Source organism: Pseudomonas sp. GW821-FHT11G12, from assembly GCF_058808055.1.
Map to the genome: position 1 here is coordinate 147,137 of NZ_JBXARH010000010.1, position 20,799 is coordinate 167,935.

Here is a 20,799-nt window from a genome sequence, read left to right on the forward strand (position 1 = left end):
CACTATCCGTGCCAACCGTTAATGGCTGTTACGAACATGTTGGATTCATCGGCAGGCTTTTTAGAAGTAGAAGTACAGTCACCATTCAATTCTCATTGGTTAAGATGGTGCTCTTGTTGCGGAGAGTTTAAATGCGTTACTCGCAAGATCATAAAGCCCAGACCCATCAGCGCATCATCAAGGAAGCGTCCGAACGGTTTCGCAAGGACGGCATCAGCGCGACCGGACTGCAACCGTTGATGAAAGCGCTGGGCCTGACCCACGGCGGCTTTTATTCGCATTTCAAATCCAAGGACGACCTGGTCGAAAAAGCCCTGCAAGCCGCCGGCGATCAGGTCGCAGGCTTGTGCGAGGAACTGTTCGCCCAGGAAAAACCGCTGGAAGCCTTCATCGATACGTACCTGTCCGAATGGCACCAGACCTCGCCTCATGAAGGCTGCCCGCTGCTGACCATTTCTTCGGAACTGGGATTGCGCGGCCAACCGAGCCCGACCAGCGACGCCGTGCTGAAAGCGCGTCTGGATCAGATCCAGAACACCCTCGAAGGCGAGGACGCGGCCGAACGCAGCATCGTCATCATGGCCACACTGGCGGGCGCGCTCCTGCTCTCACGCAGCGTCGCGGATGCCGGGCTTGCCCAACAGATCCTCGACGTCACCCGCGAACACCTCAAACGCTCCGAAGATTAATCCCGCCAACGCTTGAACAACACGCTCGCATTGACCCCACCGAATCCGAACCCGTTGGACAGCGCGTACTCGATCGGCATCGACCGCGCCTGACCGTGGACAATGTCCACGCCTTCGCTGGCCGGATCGGGATTGTCCAGGTTGAGGGTCGGCGGAACGACCTGGTCGCGGATCGCCAGCAGCGTGAAGATCGCCTCAAGGCCGCCGGCAGCACCCAGCAAATGCCCGGTGGCGGACTTGGTCGAGGTCACGGCGATTTTGTTCTGCGTTCCAAACACCGACTTGATTGCAGCCAGTTCACCCAGGTCGCCAACCGGCGTCGAGGTCGCATGCGCATTCAGATGCTGCACCTGATCCGGCGCGATACCGGCCTGAGCCAGCGCCAACGTCATGGCTCGTCGAGCTCCGCTGCCGTCTTCCGGTCCAGCAGTCAGGTGATAGGCGTCGGCGCTGGTGCCGTAGCCGACCAGTTCGGCCAGTGGCCTGGCACCACGGGCCAATGCGTGATCCAGCGATTCGATCACCAGCAGCCCTGCGCCTTCACCCATCACAAAACCGTCCCGGCCACTGTCGAACGGCCGCGAGGCTCGTTCGGGTGTTTCGTTGTAGCCGCTGGACAACGCCCGCGCCGCTGCGAAACCGGCAAGACTGACTCGATCGATAGACGCTTCAGCACCACCGCACACCGCAATATCGGCCTCACCGGCGCGAATCAGCCGAGCGGCGTCACCGATCGCCTGGACACCCGCGGCACACGCGGTGACCGGTGCACCAATCGGACCTTTGAGCCCATGCTGAATCGAGACATGGCCTGCCGCGAGGTTGACCAGAAACGATGGAATGGTGAACGGTGACAAACGCCGTGGACCACGACTGTCGGTGGTACGCACGGCATCGGCAATCGCACCGAAGCCACCGACACCCGAACCGATGATGGTGGCCGTGCGTTCCTGAGCATTGGCGTCCGAAGGTTGCCATCCAGCTTGCTCCAGCGCCTGACGGGCAGCCTCCATGGCGAACAGAATGAAACGGTCCATCTTCTTCTGTTCTTTGGGCGGCGTCGCCCGATCCGGATCGAAACCGGCTTCGGCGTCTTCTTCCGTCGTCGGCACCACACCACCGACCCGGGCCGGCAGATCGGCAACCACCGCTTCCGGCAACTGGCGCAAGCCCGAGCGCCCGGCAAGCAGACGCTGCCAGACGACTTCGACACCACTGCCCAAGGGCGATACCAGGCCCATACCCGTGACAACTACTCGACGCTGATCCATATCGGGTTGACCTCTCACGACTCAAAAGTTTTTTACTTGTAACGGCTGGCCGCCGAACTGTGGGACAGGTTGGGCGCCATCACATGACGTGCGGCAACGAAGGCTTGCCACTCTGCGGCATCGGGCAGCGAAGGAATGGTGACGAGCTCACCCTGATCCAGCCCCGACAGCGCGGCATCCACCATCTCGCCCGCCTCCATGACCATCTCCGCCGGAATACCACTGGCATCAAAACCGGAACGCTCCCAGATTTCAGTGCGGGTCACACCCGGCAATACCGCTTGCACCTTGACCCCGGTGCCTTCGAGCTCCGTATTGAGCGACTGAGTGAGGCTCAACACGTAGGCCTTGCTGGCACTGTAGGTGGCATTGAAACGTTCGGGGAACAAGGCGACCACTGACGCGATATTGATGATCGTGCCGCGCCCGGCCTTGGTAAACGCAGCGGCTGCGGCGGCTGCTAATCGGGTCAGTGTGGTGACGTTCAATTGAATCAGTTGTTCCAGCACCTCGGGATCGGCATTGGCCAGCAATCCATTGACCGCCACCCCTGCATTGTTCACCAGCAGGCTGATGCTGGAATCGCTGCGCAGGCGCTGCTCAAGCTTGAGCACTTCGTCCTTTTGCGTCAGATCAGCCTTCAATACTTCGACCTGGACACCGTGAGCGTCCCGCAGCCTGCCTGCAGCAGACTCCAGGCGCTCCTGATCGCGAGCCACCAGCAACAGATCAAAACCACGCGCCGCCAACCGCTCGGCATACACCGCACCAATGCCGGAAGACGCGCCCGTGACAAGCGCCGTACCTTGGGATTTCGGGGAATTCATGACGATACTCCTGGAATGCGTGAGGAATGAGCAGCCTCTGAAAGCAGGAAAGCTTCCGGGGAGGGCGAAATTATTATAGGCATAATCTCATCGCAATATGATAGCCATAATTTTACATGTTCCGACGAAAAGGCCCTCAGCCCTCTTCACAGTCCTTCAGAACCGGAAAGCAAAAAGGGCCGGTCAATGACCGGCCCCTTGGCGTTGAACAATCAGCTTAGTTCACTTCCAGTTTGTCGCGATTGCGATCCAGGATCGCTTTGCCGATGCCTTTCACTTCCAGCAACTCATCGACGGATGCAAACGGCCCGTTTGTTTCACGATATGCAACAATTGCCTTGGCCTTGGCCTCTCCAACACCCGCCAGCTCCTTTTGAAGGGTGGCTGCATCGGCCCCGTTGAGATCGACTTTGTGGACGTCGGAAGTGGCTGACGAATCCATCACCAGTGGGACCTTGTTCGCATCGGACGGCGCCACAGGCGCAGCGATGGCGGCAATCGAGGCGCTGGTCAGCAGGGCAAAAATCAGGGAGTAGAAATAACCGGTACGCATATGTGACGCTCCATCATCAATTGAGAAAGCAGCTTTTCCGAAGCTGCTCCTCAAAGTTAGGCGATGATCGGGACAAGTCAAAAATGCGTCCGTTACAGGATGTGAAACAATCAGGGCTCGAGGCGGCGTTGCTGGTGGATCCAGTCGACAATCTCGCCGTCCGGCGTGTAGCCGCTGACCGTTTCGCGCAGAAGCTGGCGGACGCGGGAGTAGTCATCCGCTTCGACAGCCGCGAGCAGTTCACTCAGCCGGGACTTCAGAACGTCCCAGGGCAAGTGGTCCTCATTGGCCGTCATGATCATCGGATGCGGCGTGGCGGCAACATTGTCGCCGATCAGCAATTCTTCGTAGAGCTTTTCACCCGGGCGCAAACCTGTGAACTCGATGGAAATGTCGCCCTGAGGATTGCGCTCGGAACGAATACTCAAACCCGACAGGTGAATCATTTTCTCGGCGAGTTCGACAATCCTGACCGGCTCGCCCATATCCAGCACGAACACATCACCGCCCTGCCCCATGGAACCTGCCTGAATCACCAGTTGTGCCGCCTCCGGGATCGTCATGAAGTAGCGGGTGATCTTCGGATGAGTCACGGTCAGCGGCCCGCCGGACTTGATCTGGCTGTGAAACAGCGGGATCACGGAACCGGACGAACCCAGCACGTTGCCAAAACGCACCATGGTGAAGCGGGTCTTGTTGACACGGGAAACATTGGCCTTGTCGCCGAACAGCACCGGGGCCACTTCCCGACTCAGAGCCTGGAGGGTCAACTCTGCCAGACGCTTGGTACTGCCCATGACGTTGGTCGGGCGAACAGCCTTGTCGGTCGAGATCAGTACAAAGTTCGAAACACCGGACTGCAACGCCGCTTGCGCCGTGTTGAGCGTACCGATCACGTTGTTCAACACACCCTCGGCAATGTTGTGTTCAACCATCGGTACATGCTTGTAGGCCGCCGCGTGGTAAACGGTGTCGACCTTCCAGGTTTTCATTACGTCGAGCAACTTTTCCGGCTGACGGATCGAACCGAGGATGGGCAGCAACCGCACCCGCACCGCCTCCCGGCATCCCCGTTGCTCAAGTTCGGACAGAATGCTGTAAAGATTGAATTCGCTGTGTTCGAACAGCAACAGGGTGGTCGGCCCCAACACAAAGATTTGCCGGCACAACTCCGAACCGATCGATCCACCCGCCCCGGTGACCATCACGGTCTTGCCCCGGATGCAGCGCTCGAGCAGGTCCGGCTGAGCCGGCACCGAGTCACGCCCCAGCAGGTCGGCGATATCGACCTCCTGGATATCCTCGACCTTGACCCGGCCACTGGCCAGATCCGTGAAATTGGGCACGCTGCGCACATGAAGGGGGAAACCCTCCAGCAGATTGAGGATTTCCCTGCGACGCGCCCGAGTCGATGAAGGCAGCGCCAGGAGAATTTCCTGCGCCCCGGTGACATCGATCATCTGTTGAATGTGTTTTGGCTTGTAGACCTGCAGACCCGAGATAGACCGGTCGGCAATACTGGAATCATCGTCGATGAACGCGACAGGACGCATGACCCGCCCCATGCGCAATGCCGCGACAAGCTGGTTGCCCGCGACACCCGCCCCGTAGATCGCCACTTTGGTCAGGCCATCATCCCGGCTGGCGAACGGTACATGTTGCGCTGCGGTGAACCAGTCACCCATGAAGTACTGGCGCATGCACAGGCGCAGCCCACCGATGATCACAAGGCTCAGCCACCAGTAGTTGAAAATGATCGAGCGCGGGACGACAGCTTCATGATTGCTGTACCAGAAAACCACAAGTGCCAGGATCAAGGCAGAAAGGCTGACGGCCTTGATGATCGCAATCAGCGCATCGTTGCCGAAATAGCGCATCACGGCACGGTACATACCGAATCGTATGAAAAGAGGAACGGCGATGACGGGAGCGCAAGCGAATAGCCAGAAATGAATGCGCAGCGGGTTGTACATATCGTCAATCCCGAGACGAACGATGAACGCCAGCCACAAAGCCATCCAGACCAGAAAAATGTCCGTAGCGACCTGGATGAGGCGCTTCTGCCGCCTCGGTAACCCCAACAAAAACGCTCGTATCTTATCCATAAACCTCAACCGGATGGCCCTTTCCCTGACGACGATGTGTTGGCATTTTACGGGAATTCATGACGGCCGGACCCAAATGTATTGTGCGCTACGCTGTAGGGACGGGACGCTCCAGCTCACCCGCGCGATACTTGATGGCAATCAGTAACAGGGGCACATAGGCAATCGTCAGAGCCGCTGCACCATCGACATCAAGATACACAACCGAAAAAGCCACGGGCAGCAACCAGAATACATTGATCAACAAGACCCCAAGCGTCACCGGGAGATGCTTGCCGTAGAGGCGAGAGGCGTACTGGTAAGCATGACTTCGATGAGCCTCATAAACTTTGTCCCCCCGCACCAATCGGCGCAACAGCGTAAATGTCGCATCAACGATGAAAACGCCCAGCAGAATGTTCCAGACCCAGAACCACCTGGAATCAACACTAGCAGCCGCCAGCGAAATACCACCCAGAATGATGCCAAGGAACCCGCTGCCTGCATCGCCCATGAAAATTCTGGCGGGCGGAAAGTTCCAGATCAGAAAACCTGCGACCGCCAGGGATAACAATAGCGGAACCCAGATCAACACCGGCTGACCATCAAGCGCGTACAGCAGGCATGCCCCTGCGCAGGCGCTGATCGCCTCGACGCTGGCAATGCCATCGATACCGTCCATGAAGTTGTAGAGGTTGAGCATCCACACCAGATAGATCGCCGCAATGACGGCACCGCTCCAGCCCAGATGAACGGTCAGCCCGAACAGCTTGATCGTCTCGAAACCGTTGAGCCAGAAAACCATCCAGGCTGCCGCACAGAAATGCCCGGCAAGCCGCCAGCGAGCGGCAATGTGGCCGTGATCATCCATAAACCCGATAACCGCTATGACGACTCCCGCCGCCGCCATCCCGAGAAAGGTGGCAAGGCTTGTCAGCGATTGTCCATAGAGAACGCAAAGCCCTAGAAGAAACACGATCACAATCGAAACGCCGCCGCCCCTCGGTGTCGCAACCGAGTGCGAACTGCGGGCATTGGGAATATCCATCAGACTGCGTGCGAGCGCATATTGGCGCAAAAGGGCCGTGAGCACGAACGATGCGACACCCGCGCCAATAAAAAACCACCAGAAACTCATACTCGACCGGGCTCCGAAAAAGTCGGCTAATTTGATACAACACTGCGCTCGGACAACCCCAGGAGAATGCTCTGTCAGGCTTCAACCTGATCTTGCCGGAGTACTCTCTTCCTTTGGAAGGTGGCCGCAACAGCGCAGGTGTTATTGATCAGTGCCACCGGCACATGATTGCCTTTCGTGAACGGTCAGCCGCTCCTTCAACGACAGCCAAGGATAATGCCCCCTCGAGAGAACCTCCACACCTTCACATCAAGCACATCGAACCTGGCTGCTGCGCAAGACAAGTCCACAGAGCACCTGCCCGAATACACACGGACCACCCATTGACCGTACACCGGCCAAACCTGGCCAATCGCTCGCACAGCGTGGCTTTCACCGCTCGTCGCCCCTCGCCTAAATGGGTGGCTGGCTTCATTCGACCGATGCATGCTGGTATGCTGTCGCGCGGTCCAGGCAGGCTGATTCGGAATTCCGAAAGAAATGGAGGTGCAAGCATGTGTAAAGCCGAAAAAGCGATTATCAGCGAACGGCTGAAACAATCAAACTCAACTGCATCATGCACCACGCTTTCGGAGCATGATTATTTTGCGGACATGGATATGTTTTCCTGATACCCGGGCAACGTTCAACACAACGGTATCAATAAAACACTTGGCAGGCCGTCCACATGCAAGGGCGACCTCTTTTTGAGAAACATGCAATCTGGCCTTTCGCCTCGGAATAAAACATTGTGTTCAGCATTTTTTTTAAAGAGCTATTCCAATACAAATTAGTGCTCAAGCAGTTGATTTGGCAACAGTTGACAATGCGTTACAGAAGAACCGCTCTCGGTTTTTTCTGGACATTGTTAAACCCGCTACTGACCATGGTCGTGACCTCTATCGTATTCTCGATGATCATGAGATGGCCACTCAAGACGTTTGCAATCTTTCTGTTCTCGGGACTCGTACCCTTCACGCTATTCTCGAACTGCCTGGCCCAAGGCATGCAGGCATTGCTGAACAACGAGTCATTAATCAAGAAAATCCACATACCGAAACAGATTTTCGTCATTTCCACCTCGATAAGCCTGCTGGTCGACGCTATTTTCAGCACGATCTGCCTGTTCATCATCGCCCTTGCCATCGGCGCTCCTTTTACTGCTTCGCTCTTTATCCTGCCAATAAACTTCCTGTTGCTGTTCGCCTTTGCAGTAGGCCTGGGACTGGCATTGAGCATCGCGACCGTTTCGTTCCGTGACCTGCCCAACATCGTGGGCGTGGTGCTGCAAGCCCTTTACTATCTGACGCCGATCATCTACCCGCTCTCTTTCGTTCCGGAGACCTACAGATGGATCTTTGCGTTGAACCCGTTGACCCTGTTCATCGAAATCTTCCGACTGCCTATCTATGAAGGCTCCCTCGCCGGACCCGATGTTTATGCAAAGGTTGTGACACTGGCAATTCTCAGCTTGCTTTTTGGTATGTACATATTCAAAAAGCATGATCGATACATAGTATTCAAGTTGTGATCGATATGAACTCAAGTATCTCGATAAAAGATCTAAATCTAAACTTCCGCCTGTACCATGATAAAGGTCAGTCGCTGAAGGAATTTTTTGCTGGGCTGCTGAAGCGCCACAACAAAAGCAAATACACGGAATTCCGCGCACTGAAAAACCTCAATCTCGAGATCGTTCATGGCGACCGGATCGGGATTGTGGGTCACAACGGAGCAGGAAAAAGTACGCTGCTGAAAGCCATTTGCGGCATTTACTGCGCGACAGAGGGATCTGTAACGGTCAATGGCCGAATTGCCCCTCTGCTGGAAATTGGAGCAGGCTTCAACGTTGAGCTGAGCGGCCGTGAGAACATCTACCTCAACGGCGCGATTCTCGGCTACAGCAAGTCCATGCTCAAAAAGATCGAACCCGAAATCATTGAATTCACGGGTTTGGCCGAGTTCATTGACACCCCTGTGAAGTACTACTCCACAGGGATGTACATGCGCCTGGCTTTTGCTATCGCCACCGCCGTTCATCCAGACATTCTTATTCTCGATGAACTTTTTGCCGGTGGTGATGCAGAATTCATCGATAAGGCACTGGCACGCATGCATGATTTCATTGATAGCTCTAGCATCATGGTATTCGTATCCCATCAGCCCGACTTGCTGCGCAAGCTGTGCAATAGAGTTATCTGGATCGATCACGGCAGCATCGTCGAAGATGGTGAGCCAGATGTCGTTATTAACAAATATTTGAATAATCACGCGGGGTGATACTGTGGCAACGCAACTTTTTGTTCCAAACTTCCGAGTCGACGAATGCCTTGAAGGCATCCGCGAATGCCTGGAAAAAGGCTGGACCGGTCTGGGCTTCAAGACAGTCGAAATGGAAGAGGCCTGGAAAGCCTACACAGGCCTGCCGCATGCGCACTTCCTGAGCTCCAACACGGTTGGTCTGCACCTGGCATTCCACATGATGAAGACGAAGTATGGCTGGGGCGACGATGCCGAAGTCATCACTACGGCGCTGACCTTCGTATCGACCAACCACGCGATCATCCAAGCCGAACTCACCCCGGTTTTCGCTGATGTCGACCAATACCTCTGCCTTGACCCGGTCGATGTAGAGCGCAAGATCACCGACAAGACCAAGGCGATCATCTTCGTCGGCCTGGGCGGTAACGTCGGCCAGTACGAAAAAGTGCTCAAGCTGTGCAAGGATCGCGACATCAAGGTCGTTCTGGACGCCGCTCACATGGCGGGTACCCGTGTTGACGGCAAGCACGTTGGCCACGACGCAGACGTCACCGTATTCAGCTTCCAGGCCGTAAAAAACCTGGCAACTGCCGACTCCGGGATGATCTGCTTCCGCGACAAGGAAGACGACGAACGTGCACGCAAGCTGGCATGGCTCGGGATCAACAAGGACACATTTGCACGCACCGCCAGTCAGGGTGCCTACAAATGGAAGTACGACGTGGAAGAGCTGGGTTTCAAATATCACGGCAACTCCATCATGGCCGCCATCGGCCTGGTCTCGCTGAAGTACCTTGACCGCGACAACGCCTATCGCCGCCAGCTGGCCGACTGGTACCTGGAAGCCCTGGAAGGCGAAACACTGATCGAGCCGGTTCTGGTTTCGCCAGGCTGCGAATCGTCCCGCCACCTGTTCCAGGTTCGTGTTGCAAAACGCGATGAAGTACTGATGGCCATGAATGAGCACGAGATCTACCCAGGCGTGCACTATCGCGACAACACCGAATACCGCTTGTACAGCTCGGGCGCCGGCAAATGCCCTGCCGCACACAAGGCCAGCAATGAGCTGATCTCTCTGCCGATGCACATGGGCGTTACCAAGAATGACGTAGAGTTCATCGTAGAGACTCTGAAGAAAGTAGTCAGAACGGGTCTCTGACCATGAATCTCCGATGCAAATATTCAGCCGGTTACCGCATTGCGGTAACCGGATCAACCGGATATGTCGGAAGCAAATTTCTGGAGTCTTTCGAGACTCCAGATTTTGTTGAGACTGACTTTACTCAACTTCCAGCTGGCTCATTGATTGTTCATCTTGCGGCAAACATGAACAATACAAGCAGCGCACTTTCTGAAAACACCCTTATCGACACGCTGGTACTGGAACAGGTCAACGAAAAACATCGTGGCTTGATCTACGCTTCCACCAACAACGTCTACCCCTACGCCTTGAACTGCCGCACTGGCGATAAGCTGCGCTGCAACGATTACTACTCTGCCTCCAAGGTTTTCGGCGAAAAACTGTTCGAAGATCTGATCAGAGTCCCCTTTGTCTCGGTAAGAATTGCCGATGTCTTTGGCGTAGGCCAGAAACACGGAAACTTCTTCAAGGCGATCGAGCAAGGCATCCGCCAGAAGAGCAGTCTCGCTCAGTACGGTGCAGGCCTCAAAAGACGCACGTATGTCCACATCACTGAACTGATCCAATTACTGAAATGGATTGCGACAGACGGATTTGATCTGGCATCGACAACACGCGTTCTGAACACTGGCTACCCGGACTCTGCCAGCATTGCTGAAATCGTGGCGCTGGCAGCCGAAATGACCGGGCTGGAAGTCATCAACAAACACATAGAAAATGATCTGTCGGCTTTTGATGTCAGAACCATGCAGCCGACAATCCTGCCAGGCTATGCCCCTCAGTGGAACTCTTTCAAAAGTGCTTTCGCTGGCTATGTCGAAGAAATCAATTTACAGGTTTAACATAGAACATGAATATTCTGATTACCGGTGCGGGCTCTGTAATGGGACAGAGCATTTACAAGGCCTTGGCATTTCACGACTTTGGCGAGCCCCTGAACATCCACTTCGCCAACAGTGAAGAGCTGGGTGCCGGGCGCTTTTTTTCCCTGCCCTCAGCACCTGTAGTCAAGACGCCTATCTTTCCTCTGGCGGCATCCCCTGAGTATCACAGCCACCTGCGAAACTATGTAAAAGAGCACGACATTCAAATTGTGTTCTCCGGCACACAGCACGAGCTGGCGGCGGTAGCCAACTATCGCGATGAAACACTGCGAGCCGCAACGCTCTCCTCAAGCATCACTGACATCTGCATGGACAAGGTCTCCACGTCAGCCGTGCTGGAGCGACATGGCATCAGAGTTCCAAAGACCAGCTCGCTGAGTGAGTACCTGGAGTCCGGCAACATCTCCGGCCCGATTGTAATCAAACCGAACCATAGCTCCTCTTCTCGCAGCATCTATAAGGTTTCCGGGCTCGCTGAAGCCAAGAAGCTGATCGCGGAAGAAAACATCAAAGTTGACTCCTTCCTGGTTCAAGAACTGTTGACAGGCAACGAGTACACTTGCGGTTGCTACGTTGACCGTTACACCAAAGAAATCAACCATATCATTTTCAAGAGAACACTGACGCCGGACGGCGCCACCTCCTATGGTGAAATCGTCCTGGATGAAAGCATTTCCTCTTATCTGAATAATATCGGCAAGGCACTGATTGAAGAAGGCTTGGACTTTGGCCACTTCAACGTTCAGTTGATTCAGACCGAAACCGGTCCCGTTTTGTTTGAAATCAATGGTCGTTTGAGTTCAACCGAGGCCTCCAAGGCATACTACGGCTACAACTCGTGCGCAGCCTTTGTATACAACATCGTCAAACAAGAACCTTTCAATGGCTGGAAGATTGCACAGACTGGCCGATTCCTGCGTTACTACGAAGAGCTGTACTTCGAATAATGAGCAGCCTCCCCTTGCTGTTACCTTATCGTGGAGCGCCCGTGTACATCATTGCCGATGTACACGCCAACCTCCCCGCCCTGCAAGCGGTATTGGACTCAATACCGCCCTCGGCGGATATCGTTTGCGCTGGCGACCTCCTGGGCTACTACACCGAGCCGAACGAGGTTTGCCAGTTACTGCGAGAACGCAAAGTACATTGCATAAAAGGCAATCATGACAAATACGTACTGGGCGAGCTCAGCTATTCCGATAGCCGAGAATCGAAGTACAGAATACAGAGCACACGAGAATCGCTGACCGACGAGAACCTGAAGTGGCTTTCATCACTTCCGGACGCTCTGGAGCTGCGCTTTTCGACCGATGAAAAAAGCACGCCTGTCGATACAGCCCTGTATGTAGCGCACGGAAGCCCACATAACGCTGAAGAGTACATCTATAAGGATACGGAGATAGGCTTTGCCTGGCCCGACGCAATGGACTACCTGGTGCTCGGACACACGCACCATCCAATGCAACGGCGAGCCGGAGCCGGAATCATCGTCAACCCGGGTTCTGTAGGCCAGGCCCGGGACAGAATTCCCGGAGCGTGTTACGCGTCTATCGATGCGCACTCAAGAACTGTAGAGTTCTTCAGAGCAAATTATGATATCGATGCCTATAAAAACAGACTTCGAGAAGCAGGCATTCAAGAAGCGATGATCGAAATCCTGTCAAGAACCGCGTAAACACTTAGCATCTCAGGATAGCTTGGCCGAGGAGGAAGTTCTTCCTTCCCGGCCAGGTTTCCCATACAAGTCGCGATCCTCTTCGACCACACACTGCCCCACGAGCAGAATGTCAAAGACGAGAAACCGGCTTACACGGGAGCCACTTCCATCCCCTCCTTGCTTACCCTCTTGTTATCTTTCCTCTTGTACATCCTGATAAATGGATATTCCACCAGCAAGGAAACAAGATAAGAAAGAAAAACACAGATTGCTATCCGGATTATAGACAAGCCGTGTTCGGTAAATGTATCAGCCAACCACTTGAGCAAACCGCCACCGATGTACCTATTGGTGATCTCAAGAAACAATATATGAACCAGGTAAAGCGGGTACGACAACCTGGCAAGCAACACAATGGGTTTTACTTGTAGAGGCATCCAGTAAGCACCGAGCACAAAACAAGCACCTATCGCCCCCAAGAGTGTTGGCAGCCAAAGGGTGTCTCGCGTTATCAGGAACGGCTTCGCAAGAAACTCAGGCTTTCCATAGATATAAACAAGAAAAAGAAAACTCAGAATAATTGCCGCCGAAATCCACCACGCGGATTGAGATCTTACATCACGGGTAAACCTTAAGTAAGCCGCCGCCAGGACACCGACTGCCAGTTCATCATATCGAGAATGGAACTGAATAAAACTTGCGAAGTACCAACTGGAATCATCGGGTGCAAAACCTGATGTCATTGCGGCCCGTACTGCAATACCTGAAAGATAAGCAACCATCAGCGCGACCAGCATCGGCCATGGCTTTTTACCCGAAAGGTAAGAAACCAGGACAATCACCAATGGGGCAATCAGGTAGAACATCTCCTCAATGACCAGACTCCACGAGCCGCCAGGGATGTAAGCCTCATTGATATTGAAATAGCCCGGAAAGAAGTAAGGCCCCGTTGTCTGCAGAAACAACATCCCCGAAAGCATGCTTTTTACAGCTATAAAATCGAACACCCCACCCGCTTTCAATACAAAACACAAAAGCATTATAAAATAATAAATTGGAAGTATTCGTAAAGCTCTCTTCTTGTAAAACTCCACAAAATCGAAACGCCCCGATGTTGTTTTATCGAGAATAATTCCACCGATCAAAAAACCACTCAGTACAAAAAATATGTCTACGCCTATCCAACCGACAGGAAACAAATGGAAGTGGTAGAGAACTACAAGCGCAACCGCCAGCGCCCTTAAGCAATCGACGCCCGGATACGCACCTGCACCGGTCAAATAGCCCCAGTGCTCCTTGATATAACCCATTGCAGACAATCCTCTGGCTTGGCTAAATAGTTTCTGAATTGTACCGTCGTGCAGGGCGCCGGGTGAACAAAACCGTCCGCCTTCCGACAAGGCTCTGTCTCTGCTTGCCCTGTACGAAGGAGTGGTTGGGAGGGGACGCAGTAACACCGCCACGCCCCCTATCCTGAATCCAGACAAAAGGCGGCCACCTACCCACCGGCGAGATACTCGGCGAGCGTTTCATTCGGTCTAATACAAACGGAATCAAAAAATCCCGGCATCTTGCTCACTAAAAACAGTAAGCATTCTGTCGGGACTTAGAGGTGCGAGACAGATGATCGTAGCGTCTTGGCTCGACTACCCCAGAGCATCAATCTTGCGACGAAGATCCTGAATGACGGCATCAAGCTCATAAACCAGGAAGTTGACTGGCGTCAGAACCCCGTCAACACTGAAAATACTTCCGTCTTTTCTCGTAGTCGTCACTACACACTTCGCAGTAAGGAGTTCTGACTCTTCCACCTCTCTAGCTTCAAGATAGGCGATCTGATTATTGATGTGCTGGAGCTGCTGCTCAACAAATGCAAACGGGTCATCCTTGGTCCCGACAGGACCTGTTTCAGGACGCACAGGACACGGCTTGACCGCTTCCAGGGAATAGGCGATCTGATCCACCACATTCATTTTCGAGGAGCGTGCCAAAAATTTCTCCTCGTCAGAAGAGTCCACATATTCTGGAAAGTAGAAATAGGATACTGACAAGGTCTTGAACTCAATACCGATTTCACTGTTCGCAGAGTATCTCAGCCCCCAATGCGGGCAACTGGGTGATGCATACTCGTGCTTCGCCATTGCATCTGTTTCCGAATCAGAGGAAAAGAACCGAAACGTATGCTCGTTGAAACAGATGTTGTTATTGTGAAATGGATTGGCCAGGTTAGCCGTGGTTGTAAAATAGGGAACAACGATCTTGAGTTGACCAGCCGGCTTCAAAACCCGATAGCACTCCTCCATGACATGAAGAAAGCCCTCGATCGTCAAATGTTCTAGAGTATGCGATGAAAAAATGAAATCAACACTGCTGTCCTCAAACGGGAGGCGTTCCTTATTGAGATCAAGCGTGATATCGGCATCGCTCATCGCAGAAAAATCAATGCCGATTGCCCCGGTGATTTTTTTCCTTCCACAGCCAATATCAAGAACTACCATAAATAAAACCTACTCATATTTGATATGACTCTAAGCGCTATACACGTAGATCACGATGCAAGCCACTTACCTTACACACCCGAATCACCGGGCGCCCCTGACAGCGTTCATTTCATCTTTCCAGTAACACCGGCTATTCCATCTCGCGTACCACGGAGCATCATCTTAACGCACGCCATTCGATCCGAAGAAAAAACACCAAAAAAAACCAGCGCCCTCAGGCATCGTGCAAGGTCGGCTATTTTCCAACGAAGCGGCATATAGGATCTTTGCTGAAGCAGAATGCTATTACGGAACATATAGTAATAACGGAAAGGTGAATGGTACGGAACGGTTCGCCAACGAAGAAACCAGAATCTGGCTCTGCGATCACCCAACGAATGCAGCATGATTGCGTCGTTTACGCCAAATAGCTTGAGTCCCATAGACTTCGCGCGCAAGCACCATTCAGTGTCGACGTGATCGATAAACAGGCTCGCATCCACGCCCCCGACCTTGGCGATTGCCGAAAGGGGAATCAGCGATCCGGAGGAAATTAGAAAGTCTGCCTCGACGACTCCGCTGTCAGGGGCGCAGTCTATTCGAGAAAAACCGAAATACCCGATACGTACAAAACTGGACAATTTGCCGCCGTCGAAGTCTTTGTAACCTGGCGCAACCGCTGCCAAGGGAACTCCAGATGACTCCAGCTCCCTCGCTGCCGAAAGCAGCTTCACAACCATATTCTTCTCGGGACAGCTATCCTGATCAAACAGTACGACGTAGGCTGCGTCGGAAGTCTTGGCATATTCAATACCAACGTTCTGTGCGTGACCGATACCCAGGTTTTCACCAAGACTGAGAACAACAGGTCTGTTTTCAATACTTAACTTGCTGACAAAAAGCTCCATCGAATCCGACGACCCATTGTCCACAATAACGATGCCATCGACCTGCGCGCTTAAAGACTCGATCAAATTCCTCAAATTGCCCAGATCTGGAAAGAAGGTAATGATCACTGCACATACAGATGGGACTTGATTTTTCATATAAAACTCGACTGCTCATGCCCATTTATATAGTTACGGAACGTCAAACTACGCGACCTCAATCCTGGAACTCCTCATTTAACGTAAACGTCTCCACACAGCCGCGAGAATCGATAGAATCCCGCCTGAAGCATAGCGACGTCGCAAACGAAAGAAAAAACCCGTTGATTGATTGGCACTCACGTAGTGCGACCGGACCAGTGATCGATCAGGCGCAACAGTCATTGTCCCAAGCCTTTCAAGCAAAGGATGTACTACAGAGTCCCAGCGGAAGCCTTTTGAATAGTTGCGAACGTTTTCCTGGTATCTTTTATGCTCGCTTTTATCAGTCATCAAGACCGTTATAGCCTGAACCCAGCCCTCAAGGTCTTCAAAGCCGACGGATATACCCGTCCCCTCGGGAATCAGAGAATCACCAAACACATCACCTTGTGTTGCGATGATCGGCAAGTCACACCAGAGATAATCCAGCATCCGGGTTCGAAACGAGAAGCGCGTTTCAGGGTTATCAAAGTGAGAACTTATACCGGCATCTGCATCAAGCAGAAAATTATGGCGATCGTCATAGTCCACCCAGCCAAAATTAAAGTGGACAAATTTATCGATCAACCCGAGCTCGGTGGCCAGATCGACTGCGCAAGCACACATATCATGCTGAGCAATGCTGGCATTTGGATGCTTGACCCCAATGAACACGAGATGCACTCGTGCACCTTCCGAAACCAGGCGGTGGACGGCCTTGATAGGCGTCAATGGATCAAACCATTGATACAACCCACCTCCCCATACAAGAACAAAATCATCTGCAGGGATATTAAAGGTTGAGCGTATCGCTCGCCTGGTCAGCGCCGGCCGCTGCGACGACAATCCAAATGGCAGCAGCGATATCAGGTCGGAAACATCGGCGTGACTCGCCTGCGGCCAACGATCTGCGTTGACTCGTCCGGCCAACGTCAGTGCACCCAGCCAGAATTCTCGCTGTTTTTCACTGGCACAAAGGAAATGATCTCCGTACACGAGTTGCTCAAGCAGCACATCGCATAAAAAATTGCTGGTCATTCCTCTTACATCAAGGCTTACACCCTCGGAGGCCTGATGATATTCAAGTGGAACCGGGCAATAAAGGTCTACCACAAGGCAACCTTTTGATTCCTTTAAAAAAGGATGTGATCTTAAAGCGTCACCTTGAACTATCAGAAAATCCGCATTTTCTGCTGTCGACTTGAAATCCGCGTCCGAGAACTTTTTTGTTTCGAACAATACGTCAACCAACGGCTGAACTTTCGGTGCATATAGCTTAACGTCAAAGCTTTGTGAGAGAACCTTTGCCATTTCCACACATCTGATTGCCGGCCCGGCCATTTTTAGCCCGACGACATCATTACAGACGATCAAAACAGTTTTTTTCCTCACATTATGCCCGCCTTCAGGAGATACAAACCGGCAGCAATCAGTGCAACAAAAGCAAAGGTTTTTATCACTTTTCGAACAGGAGCCCTGTTCAAGAGCGACTTCAACTTTCCTTTCAATACGAATCCATATATCGAAGTCGCTGTCGCGCCTTCCATTCTCTTGGCGACGCGTGACATGCCGCTCAGATGGAAATGTTTTACATAGTTGAATCTAATTCTGGAAGACATCAAGCGTTCAGAATTATGAGAAATTCTGTCGAGTGCCTCGCGCCAGGTTGGAATAATCGACTCATGCGAATGGTTCAATTCGACATATTTGAAGGATTCTTCCTTTATCGTTTCGCGTAATTGAGGATTATCAACGAGACGCTTGATAGCCTCCACCCAATCGGCGACATTGTTATCAACCAACAGACCGGAGCGCTCCGACACTACGCACTCGACATAGGGCGTCGTATTGCTATAGATCGCGGATATCCCGCAGCCACCGTACTCTCTAAACTTATTATTCGTCTTGGAAGCGTTGAACTGGCTTTCCATCAACGGCGCCAACCCGACACTCCAGTTTCGCCCCATTTTGAACTCAAGAAATTTTGAATAGTCCGAAAATCCGGGGAACCACTGCACATTATTCAAGCTGCGTAATTCATCGGAAACACCACCGATGAACTCAAAGCGAATTTCCGGCCGCTCTTTCCCTAACTGCTCAACCACTTCCTGAAGCAGCGCAAACTCTTCTTCCTTATAGCCACCGGCGTACCCGACCACGGCGTCTCTTGCAGGTTTTACTGCAAGTTTTTTTGCAATCTTACGGATCAGCGAAGTGTCAAAAGGGACAGGTAACAACTCACACTTCACATCGGGAAATCTTCGATTGATAAATTCGGCAAATGTTTTGTTGTGCGTAATCACGAAACTGGCATTCTCAACAAAAGCGTCAAGCGACATGACGACTTCTGCCGATTTGTAATAGCGTGCCAACTCTCCCGAGCCGGTGATTTTCCAGAAATTGTCATCGAGATAATACGCATAGGGAATGCCATGCTCGCGCAAGTACGTCGGCAACCAGGCGTATCTTGGATCACAACTCCGGCAAAAGATGTTGACACCGCTGACGAGGGATGACCAGCCAACAGTGCTTAGCAGTCGGGTATCGCAACTACCTTCACCACTCACATCATTCAGCAGGCGCGATACAATCCTTGTGGTCGAAATATCACCTTCAATCCAGAAATTTATTTTGCTGAATGACATACATAATCCATAGTAGTAAAAATAGTCTAAACCGTTAATCCGAAGTATCCCGCCGCGCGCCGCGAGACTCAATCAAAGCTTCACATTCAAAACATTCCCGTCATCAATCGTGCGTTACATCTATAGAGCGCCATTCGCGCCTGCGGCACCGAAGAAAGAGAATTCAGAATCTTCAGGGTATCAGGCACGGTGCTTTACCAATGTTTCCTGATAGTGAATGGCCGTCTGACGCATGGCTCGATCTGAGTGTATCGGTGGAGTCCACCCCAGTAACTCATAGTTCTTGGAGATGTCAACCTGCAGAGAACCGCAGACCCGACTTGCAATCGCTTGTTTGCCCAGCAGCGTCGCCATAGAGAGTATCAGCCACTCTGGCAAGGCAATCAGCCGGGATCGCTTATCCAGAGCGTTCGCCAGGCTGTTCAATAACTGAGGCGTGGAGAGGTCCCGACCATCGCTAACCAGAAATGTCTGATTGGCTGCTGCAGGATGATTGATACACGTGACGATAAAATCCACCAGGTTGCCAAGCGCAACCAGACTTCGCTGGTTGCGTATGCCACCTAACGGCAGTGGAACCCCTCTGTCGAGCCAGCGCAACATGTTCAGAAAATTGGCTTTGACTCCAGGTCCATAGACCAGTGGAGGGCGAATGATCACAACCTCCATTGAAGTCTCGAGTGCCAGTTGCTTCAGTGCTTGCTCGGCCTCGTACTTGGAGACCCCATAAGGGTCTTGGGGAGCAGGCGCATCATCTGCGCTGAACGGTTTCCCCGGGAGCGTGCCTTCCCCATTGACCTTGATCGAACTGATGAAAATGAAGCGTCGCACTCCTGCTTCTGCTGCCTGTTTCGCCAGTCGCAAGGTTCCTTCCACATTGACCTTGCGAAACTCAGCGAGGGCGTCCTCGGCAAGTTCATTCATCACATGCACTCGCGCGGCCGTATGAACAACTACATCCACGCCATTCAAATCAGGCCGGTGACTCGGGTTATCCATGTCAAAAGACACAGTCGGGCATAATCCCTGCAATTGCGTAGCACGACGCGCGGCAGCGATAGGCGCGTATTTTTTATCGAGCAACAGGCGCATGACCAGCCGCTGCCCGACGAACCCGCTGGCACCGGACACAAAAATGCTCGGTTTTGGCATGATGCTCAAGACTTGTTCCCCAACAATGCGCTAGCCCAGCAGATAAAGAAGAAGAAGACCTTATCCCTTACCCGACGCCTGCATTGCCAGGCCCTGAAGGAAAGCTTGACCAGTTGCATCCCACGCAACTGCCCACCACTGACGACCGATGACGCCCGCTCCGGCTTCACCAACGTTGCAATGAGTTCAACCTGACTGAACCACCAGCCGTCATGGATGGTTTTATAGCGGGTAATCAATGGCCGAAGACCGGTATTGGCACCGACTTGATTACGCTCGTGCTGGCGATAATCCATAGATGCCCCTGGATCGATATACCAGCGATAGCCGTTGCTTCGTGCATAGGCATAGCAATACCAGTCGTGCAGGCTGACGCCTTGCAGTTGCTGCCAGTTCGCAAGCATTGAAGCCTTTAACGAGCCCGCCAGAGCGTTACTCATAACGTAAGTACAACCCGGCCCGGCAGCCTCGAACAAATAGTCCAGATCGACCTGTGGCTGCGCTTTGTCCAGAAGGACAGTCTTGCCATCAGGCCAGAATGCAGTGACGTTACTGGAGTACGCATCAACGCTTTGCTCTGCAATGCTTTGAGTTGCACGAAACAGCTTGTTCGAATGCCAGATGTCATCCTGATCCGAAAAAGCGATGAAGTCGAAGTGATCGAAGTCGACATCACGGATAAGTCTGAAGAAATTACGCGATGCGCCGCCAAATCGTCCGGATTCAGGGAGGATCACCACACCGGGATGCTCAACGGCGTATGCTCGGCACAGCGCTTCCGTACCGTCTGAAGAGGGATCAATACTGATGTAAACAGTTACATTAACTGCTGATTGATTGAGGATTGAGGAAAGCTGCTCCTCAATCCACGGTGTTCCATTATAGGCAGCCAGTAAAACTGCAACCTTCGGATGTTCTACTGGCATGCCGTTCCTGCTTGCACGGATTGAACGCTTTGTTTGAATGTCGA

At 52.8% G+C, this 20,799-nt stretch carries 19 protein-coding genes; 7 read left to right on the forward strand and 12 right to left on the reverse strand.

Annotation, left to right across the window (positions count from 1 at the left end; all coding sequences use genetic code 11):
- Positions 1-131: 131 nt before the first annotated feature.
- The gene (locus tag AC1RR7_RS25460; RefSeq protein ID WP_102620461.1) at positions 132-689 is read left to right on the forward strand and encodes a TetR/AcrR family transcriptional regulator; all 558 of its coding nucleotides are present in this window, start codon (positions 132-134) and stop codon (positions 687-689) included.
- Here the strand turns inward: AC1RR7_RS25460 and fabF are convergent.
- The 5 genes from fabF to AC1RR7_RS25485 form a co-directional block, all read right to left on the reverse strand.
- Complete coding sequence (fabF, locus tag AC1RR7_RS25465) at positions 686-1,960, reverse strand: beta-ketoacyl-ACP synthase II (protein WP_493158673.1); 1,275 nt, start codon at positions 1,958-1,960, stop codon at positions 686-688. The genes AC1RR7_RS25460 and fabF overlap by 4 nt on opposite strands.
- 32 nt (positions 1,961-1,992) lie before the next feature.
- Entirely contained in the window at positions 1,993-2,787 is a 795-nt protein-coding gene (locus AC1RR7_RS25470) for an SDR family NAD(P)-dependent oxidoreductase (protein ID WP_102620463.1), read from the reverse strand.
- Between the two features lie 217 nt (positions 2,788-3,004).
- Complete coding sequence (locus AC1RR7_RS25475) at positions 3,005-3,340, reverse strand: ComEA family DNA-binding protein (protein WP_493158674.1); 336 nt, start codon at positions 3,338-3,340, stop codon at positions 3,005-3,007.
- A gap of 110 nt (positions 3,341-3,450) precedes the next feature.
- The gene (locus AC1RR7_RS25480) at positions 3,451-5,445 is read right to left on the reverse strand and encodes a polysaccharide biosynthesis protein (RefSeq protein WP_102620465.1); all 1,995 of its coding nucleotides are present in this window, start codon (positions 5,443-5,445) and stop codon (positions 3,451-3,453) included.
- 88 nt (positions 5,446-5,533) lie between these two features.
- Positions 5,534-6,562, reverse strand: a complete 1,029-nt coding sequence (locus AC1RR7_RS25485; protein ID WP_102620466.1) for an MraY family glycosyltransferase — start codon at positions 6,560-6,562, stop codon at positions 5,534-5,536.
- A 730-nt stretch (positions 6,563-7,292) separates the two neighbouring features.
- On the opposite strand from AC1RR7_RS25485, the gene AC1RR7_RS25490 reads away from it, so the two are divergent.
- The 6 genes from AC1RR7_RS25490 to AC1RR7_RS25515 are packed head-to-tail and all read left to right on the forward strand — an operon-like array spanning position 7,293 to position 12,503.
- Entirely contained in the window at positions 7,293-8,072 is a 780-nt protein-coding gene (locus AC1RR7_RS25490; protein WP_102620467.1) for an ABC transporter permease, read from the forward strand.
- A gap of 5 nt (positions 8,073-8,077) precedes the next feature.
- Positions 8,078-8,821, forward strand: coding sequence for an ABC transporter ATP-binding protein (locus tag AC1RR7_RS25495; protein ID WP_173861324.1), 744 nt, complete (start codon positions 8,078-8,080; stop codon positions 8,819-8,821).
- 4 nt (positions 8,822-8,825) lie between these two features.
- Positions 8,826-9,962: a DegT/DnrJ/EryC1/StrS family aminotransferase gene (locus tag AC1RR7_RS25500; RefSeq protein ID WP_102620469.1), complete on the forward strand. Its 1,137-nt coding sequence runs from the start codon at positions 8,826-8,828 to the stop codon at positions 9,960-9,962.
- A 2-nt stretch (positions 9,963-9,964) separates the two neighbouring features.
- Positions 9,965-10,786: an NAD-dependent epimerase/dehydratase family protein gene (locus tag AC1RR7_RS25505; RefSeq protein ID WP_493158675.1), complete on the forward strand. Its 822-nt coding sequence runs from the start codon at positions 9,965-9,967 to the stop codon at positions 10,784-10,786.
- Between the two features lie 8 nt (positions 10,787-10,794).
- Positions 10,795-11,775 carry an ATP-grasp domain-containing protein gene (locus AC1RR7_RS25510; protein ID WP_493158676.1) on the forward strand — a complete coding sequence of 327 codons (981 nt, stop codon included), beginning with the start codon at positions 10,795-10,797 and terminating at the stop codon, positions 11,773-11,775.
- Between the two features lie 41 nt (positions 11,776-11,816).
- Positions 11,817-12,503, forward strand: coding sequence for a metallophosphoesterase family protein (locus tag AC1RR7_RS25515; RefSeq protein WP_493158677.1), 687 nt, complete (start codon positions 11,817-11,819; stop codon positions 12,501-12,503).
- A 131-nt stretch (positions 12,504-12,634) separates the two neighbouring features.
- Here AC1RR7_RS25515 and AC1RR7_RS25520 read toward each other — a convergent pair whose 3' ends face one another.
- The 7 genes from AC1RR7_RS25520 to AC1RR7_RS25550 form a co-directional block, all read right to left on the reverse strand.
- Positions 12,635-13,795, reverse strand: coding sequence for an acyltransferase family protein (locus AC1RR7_RS25520; RefSeq protein WP_493158678.1), 1,161 nt, complete (start codon positions 13,793-13,795; stop codon positions 12,635-12,637).
- 336 nt (positions 13,796-14,131) lie between these two features.
- Positions 14,132-14,983 carry a class I SAM-dependent methyltransferase gene (locus AC1RR7_RS25525; RefSeq protein WP_493158679.1) on the reverse strand — a complete coding sequence of 284 codons (852 nt, stop codon included), beginning with the start codon at positions 14,981-14,983 and terminating at the stop codon, positions 14,132-14,134.
- A gap of 107 nt (positions 14,984-15,090) precedes the next feature.
- Positions 15,091-16,011 carry a glycosyltransferase family 2 protein gene (locus AC1RR7_RS25530; protein ID WP_493158680.1) on the reverse strand — a complete coding sequence of 307 codons (921 nt, stop codon included), beginning with the start codon at positions 16,009-16,011 and terminating at the stop codon, positions 15,091-15,093.
- Between the two features lie 78 nt (positions 16,012-16,089).
- Positions 16,090-17,424 (reverse strand): glycosyltransferase, encoded by a 1,335-nt coding sequence (locus AC1RR7_RS25535; RefSeq protein WP_146013085.1) that lies wholly within the window; start codon positions 17,422-17,424, stop codon positions 16,090-16,092.
- Positions 17,421-18,677 carry a glycosyltransferase family protein gene (locus tag AC1RR7_RS25540; RefSeq protein WP_102620476.1) on the reverse strand — a complete coding sequence of 419 codons (1,257 nt, stop codon included), beginning with the start codon at positions 18,675-18,677 and terminating at the stop codon, positions 17,421-17,423. The genes AC1RR7_RS25535 and AC1RR7_RS25540 overlap by 4 nt, the downstream gene beginning before the upstream one ends.
- A gap of 180 nt (positions 18,678-18,857) precedes the next feature.
- The gene (locus tag AC1RR7_RS25545; protein ID WP_102620477.1) at positions 18,858-19,829 is read right to left on the reverse strand and encodes a UDP-glucose 4-epimerase family protein; all 972 of its coding nucleotides are present in this window, start codon (positions 19,827-19,829) and stop codon (positions 18,858-18,860) included.
- Positions 19,830-19,834: 5 nt separating this feature from the next.
- On the reverse strand, positions 19,835-20,755 hold the full coding sequence (locus AC1RR7_RS25550) for a glycosyltransferase (RefSeq protein ID WP_273538234.1): 921 nt from the start codon (positions 20,753-20,755) through the stop codon (positions 19,835-19,837).
- Positions 20,756-20,799: the final 44 nt, after the last annotated feature.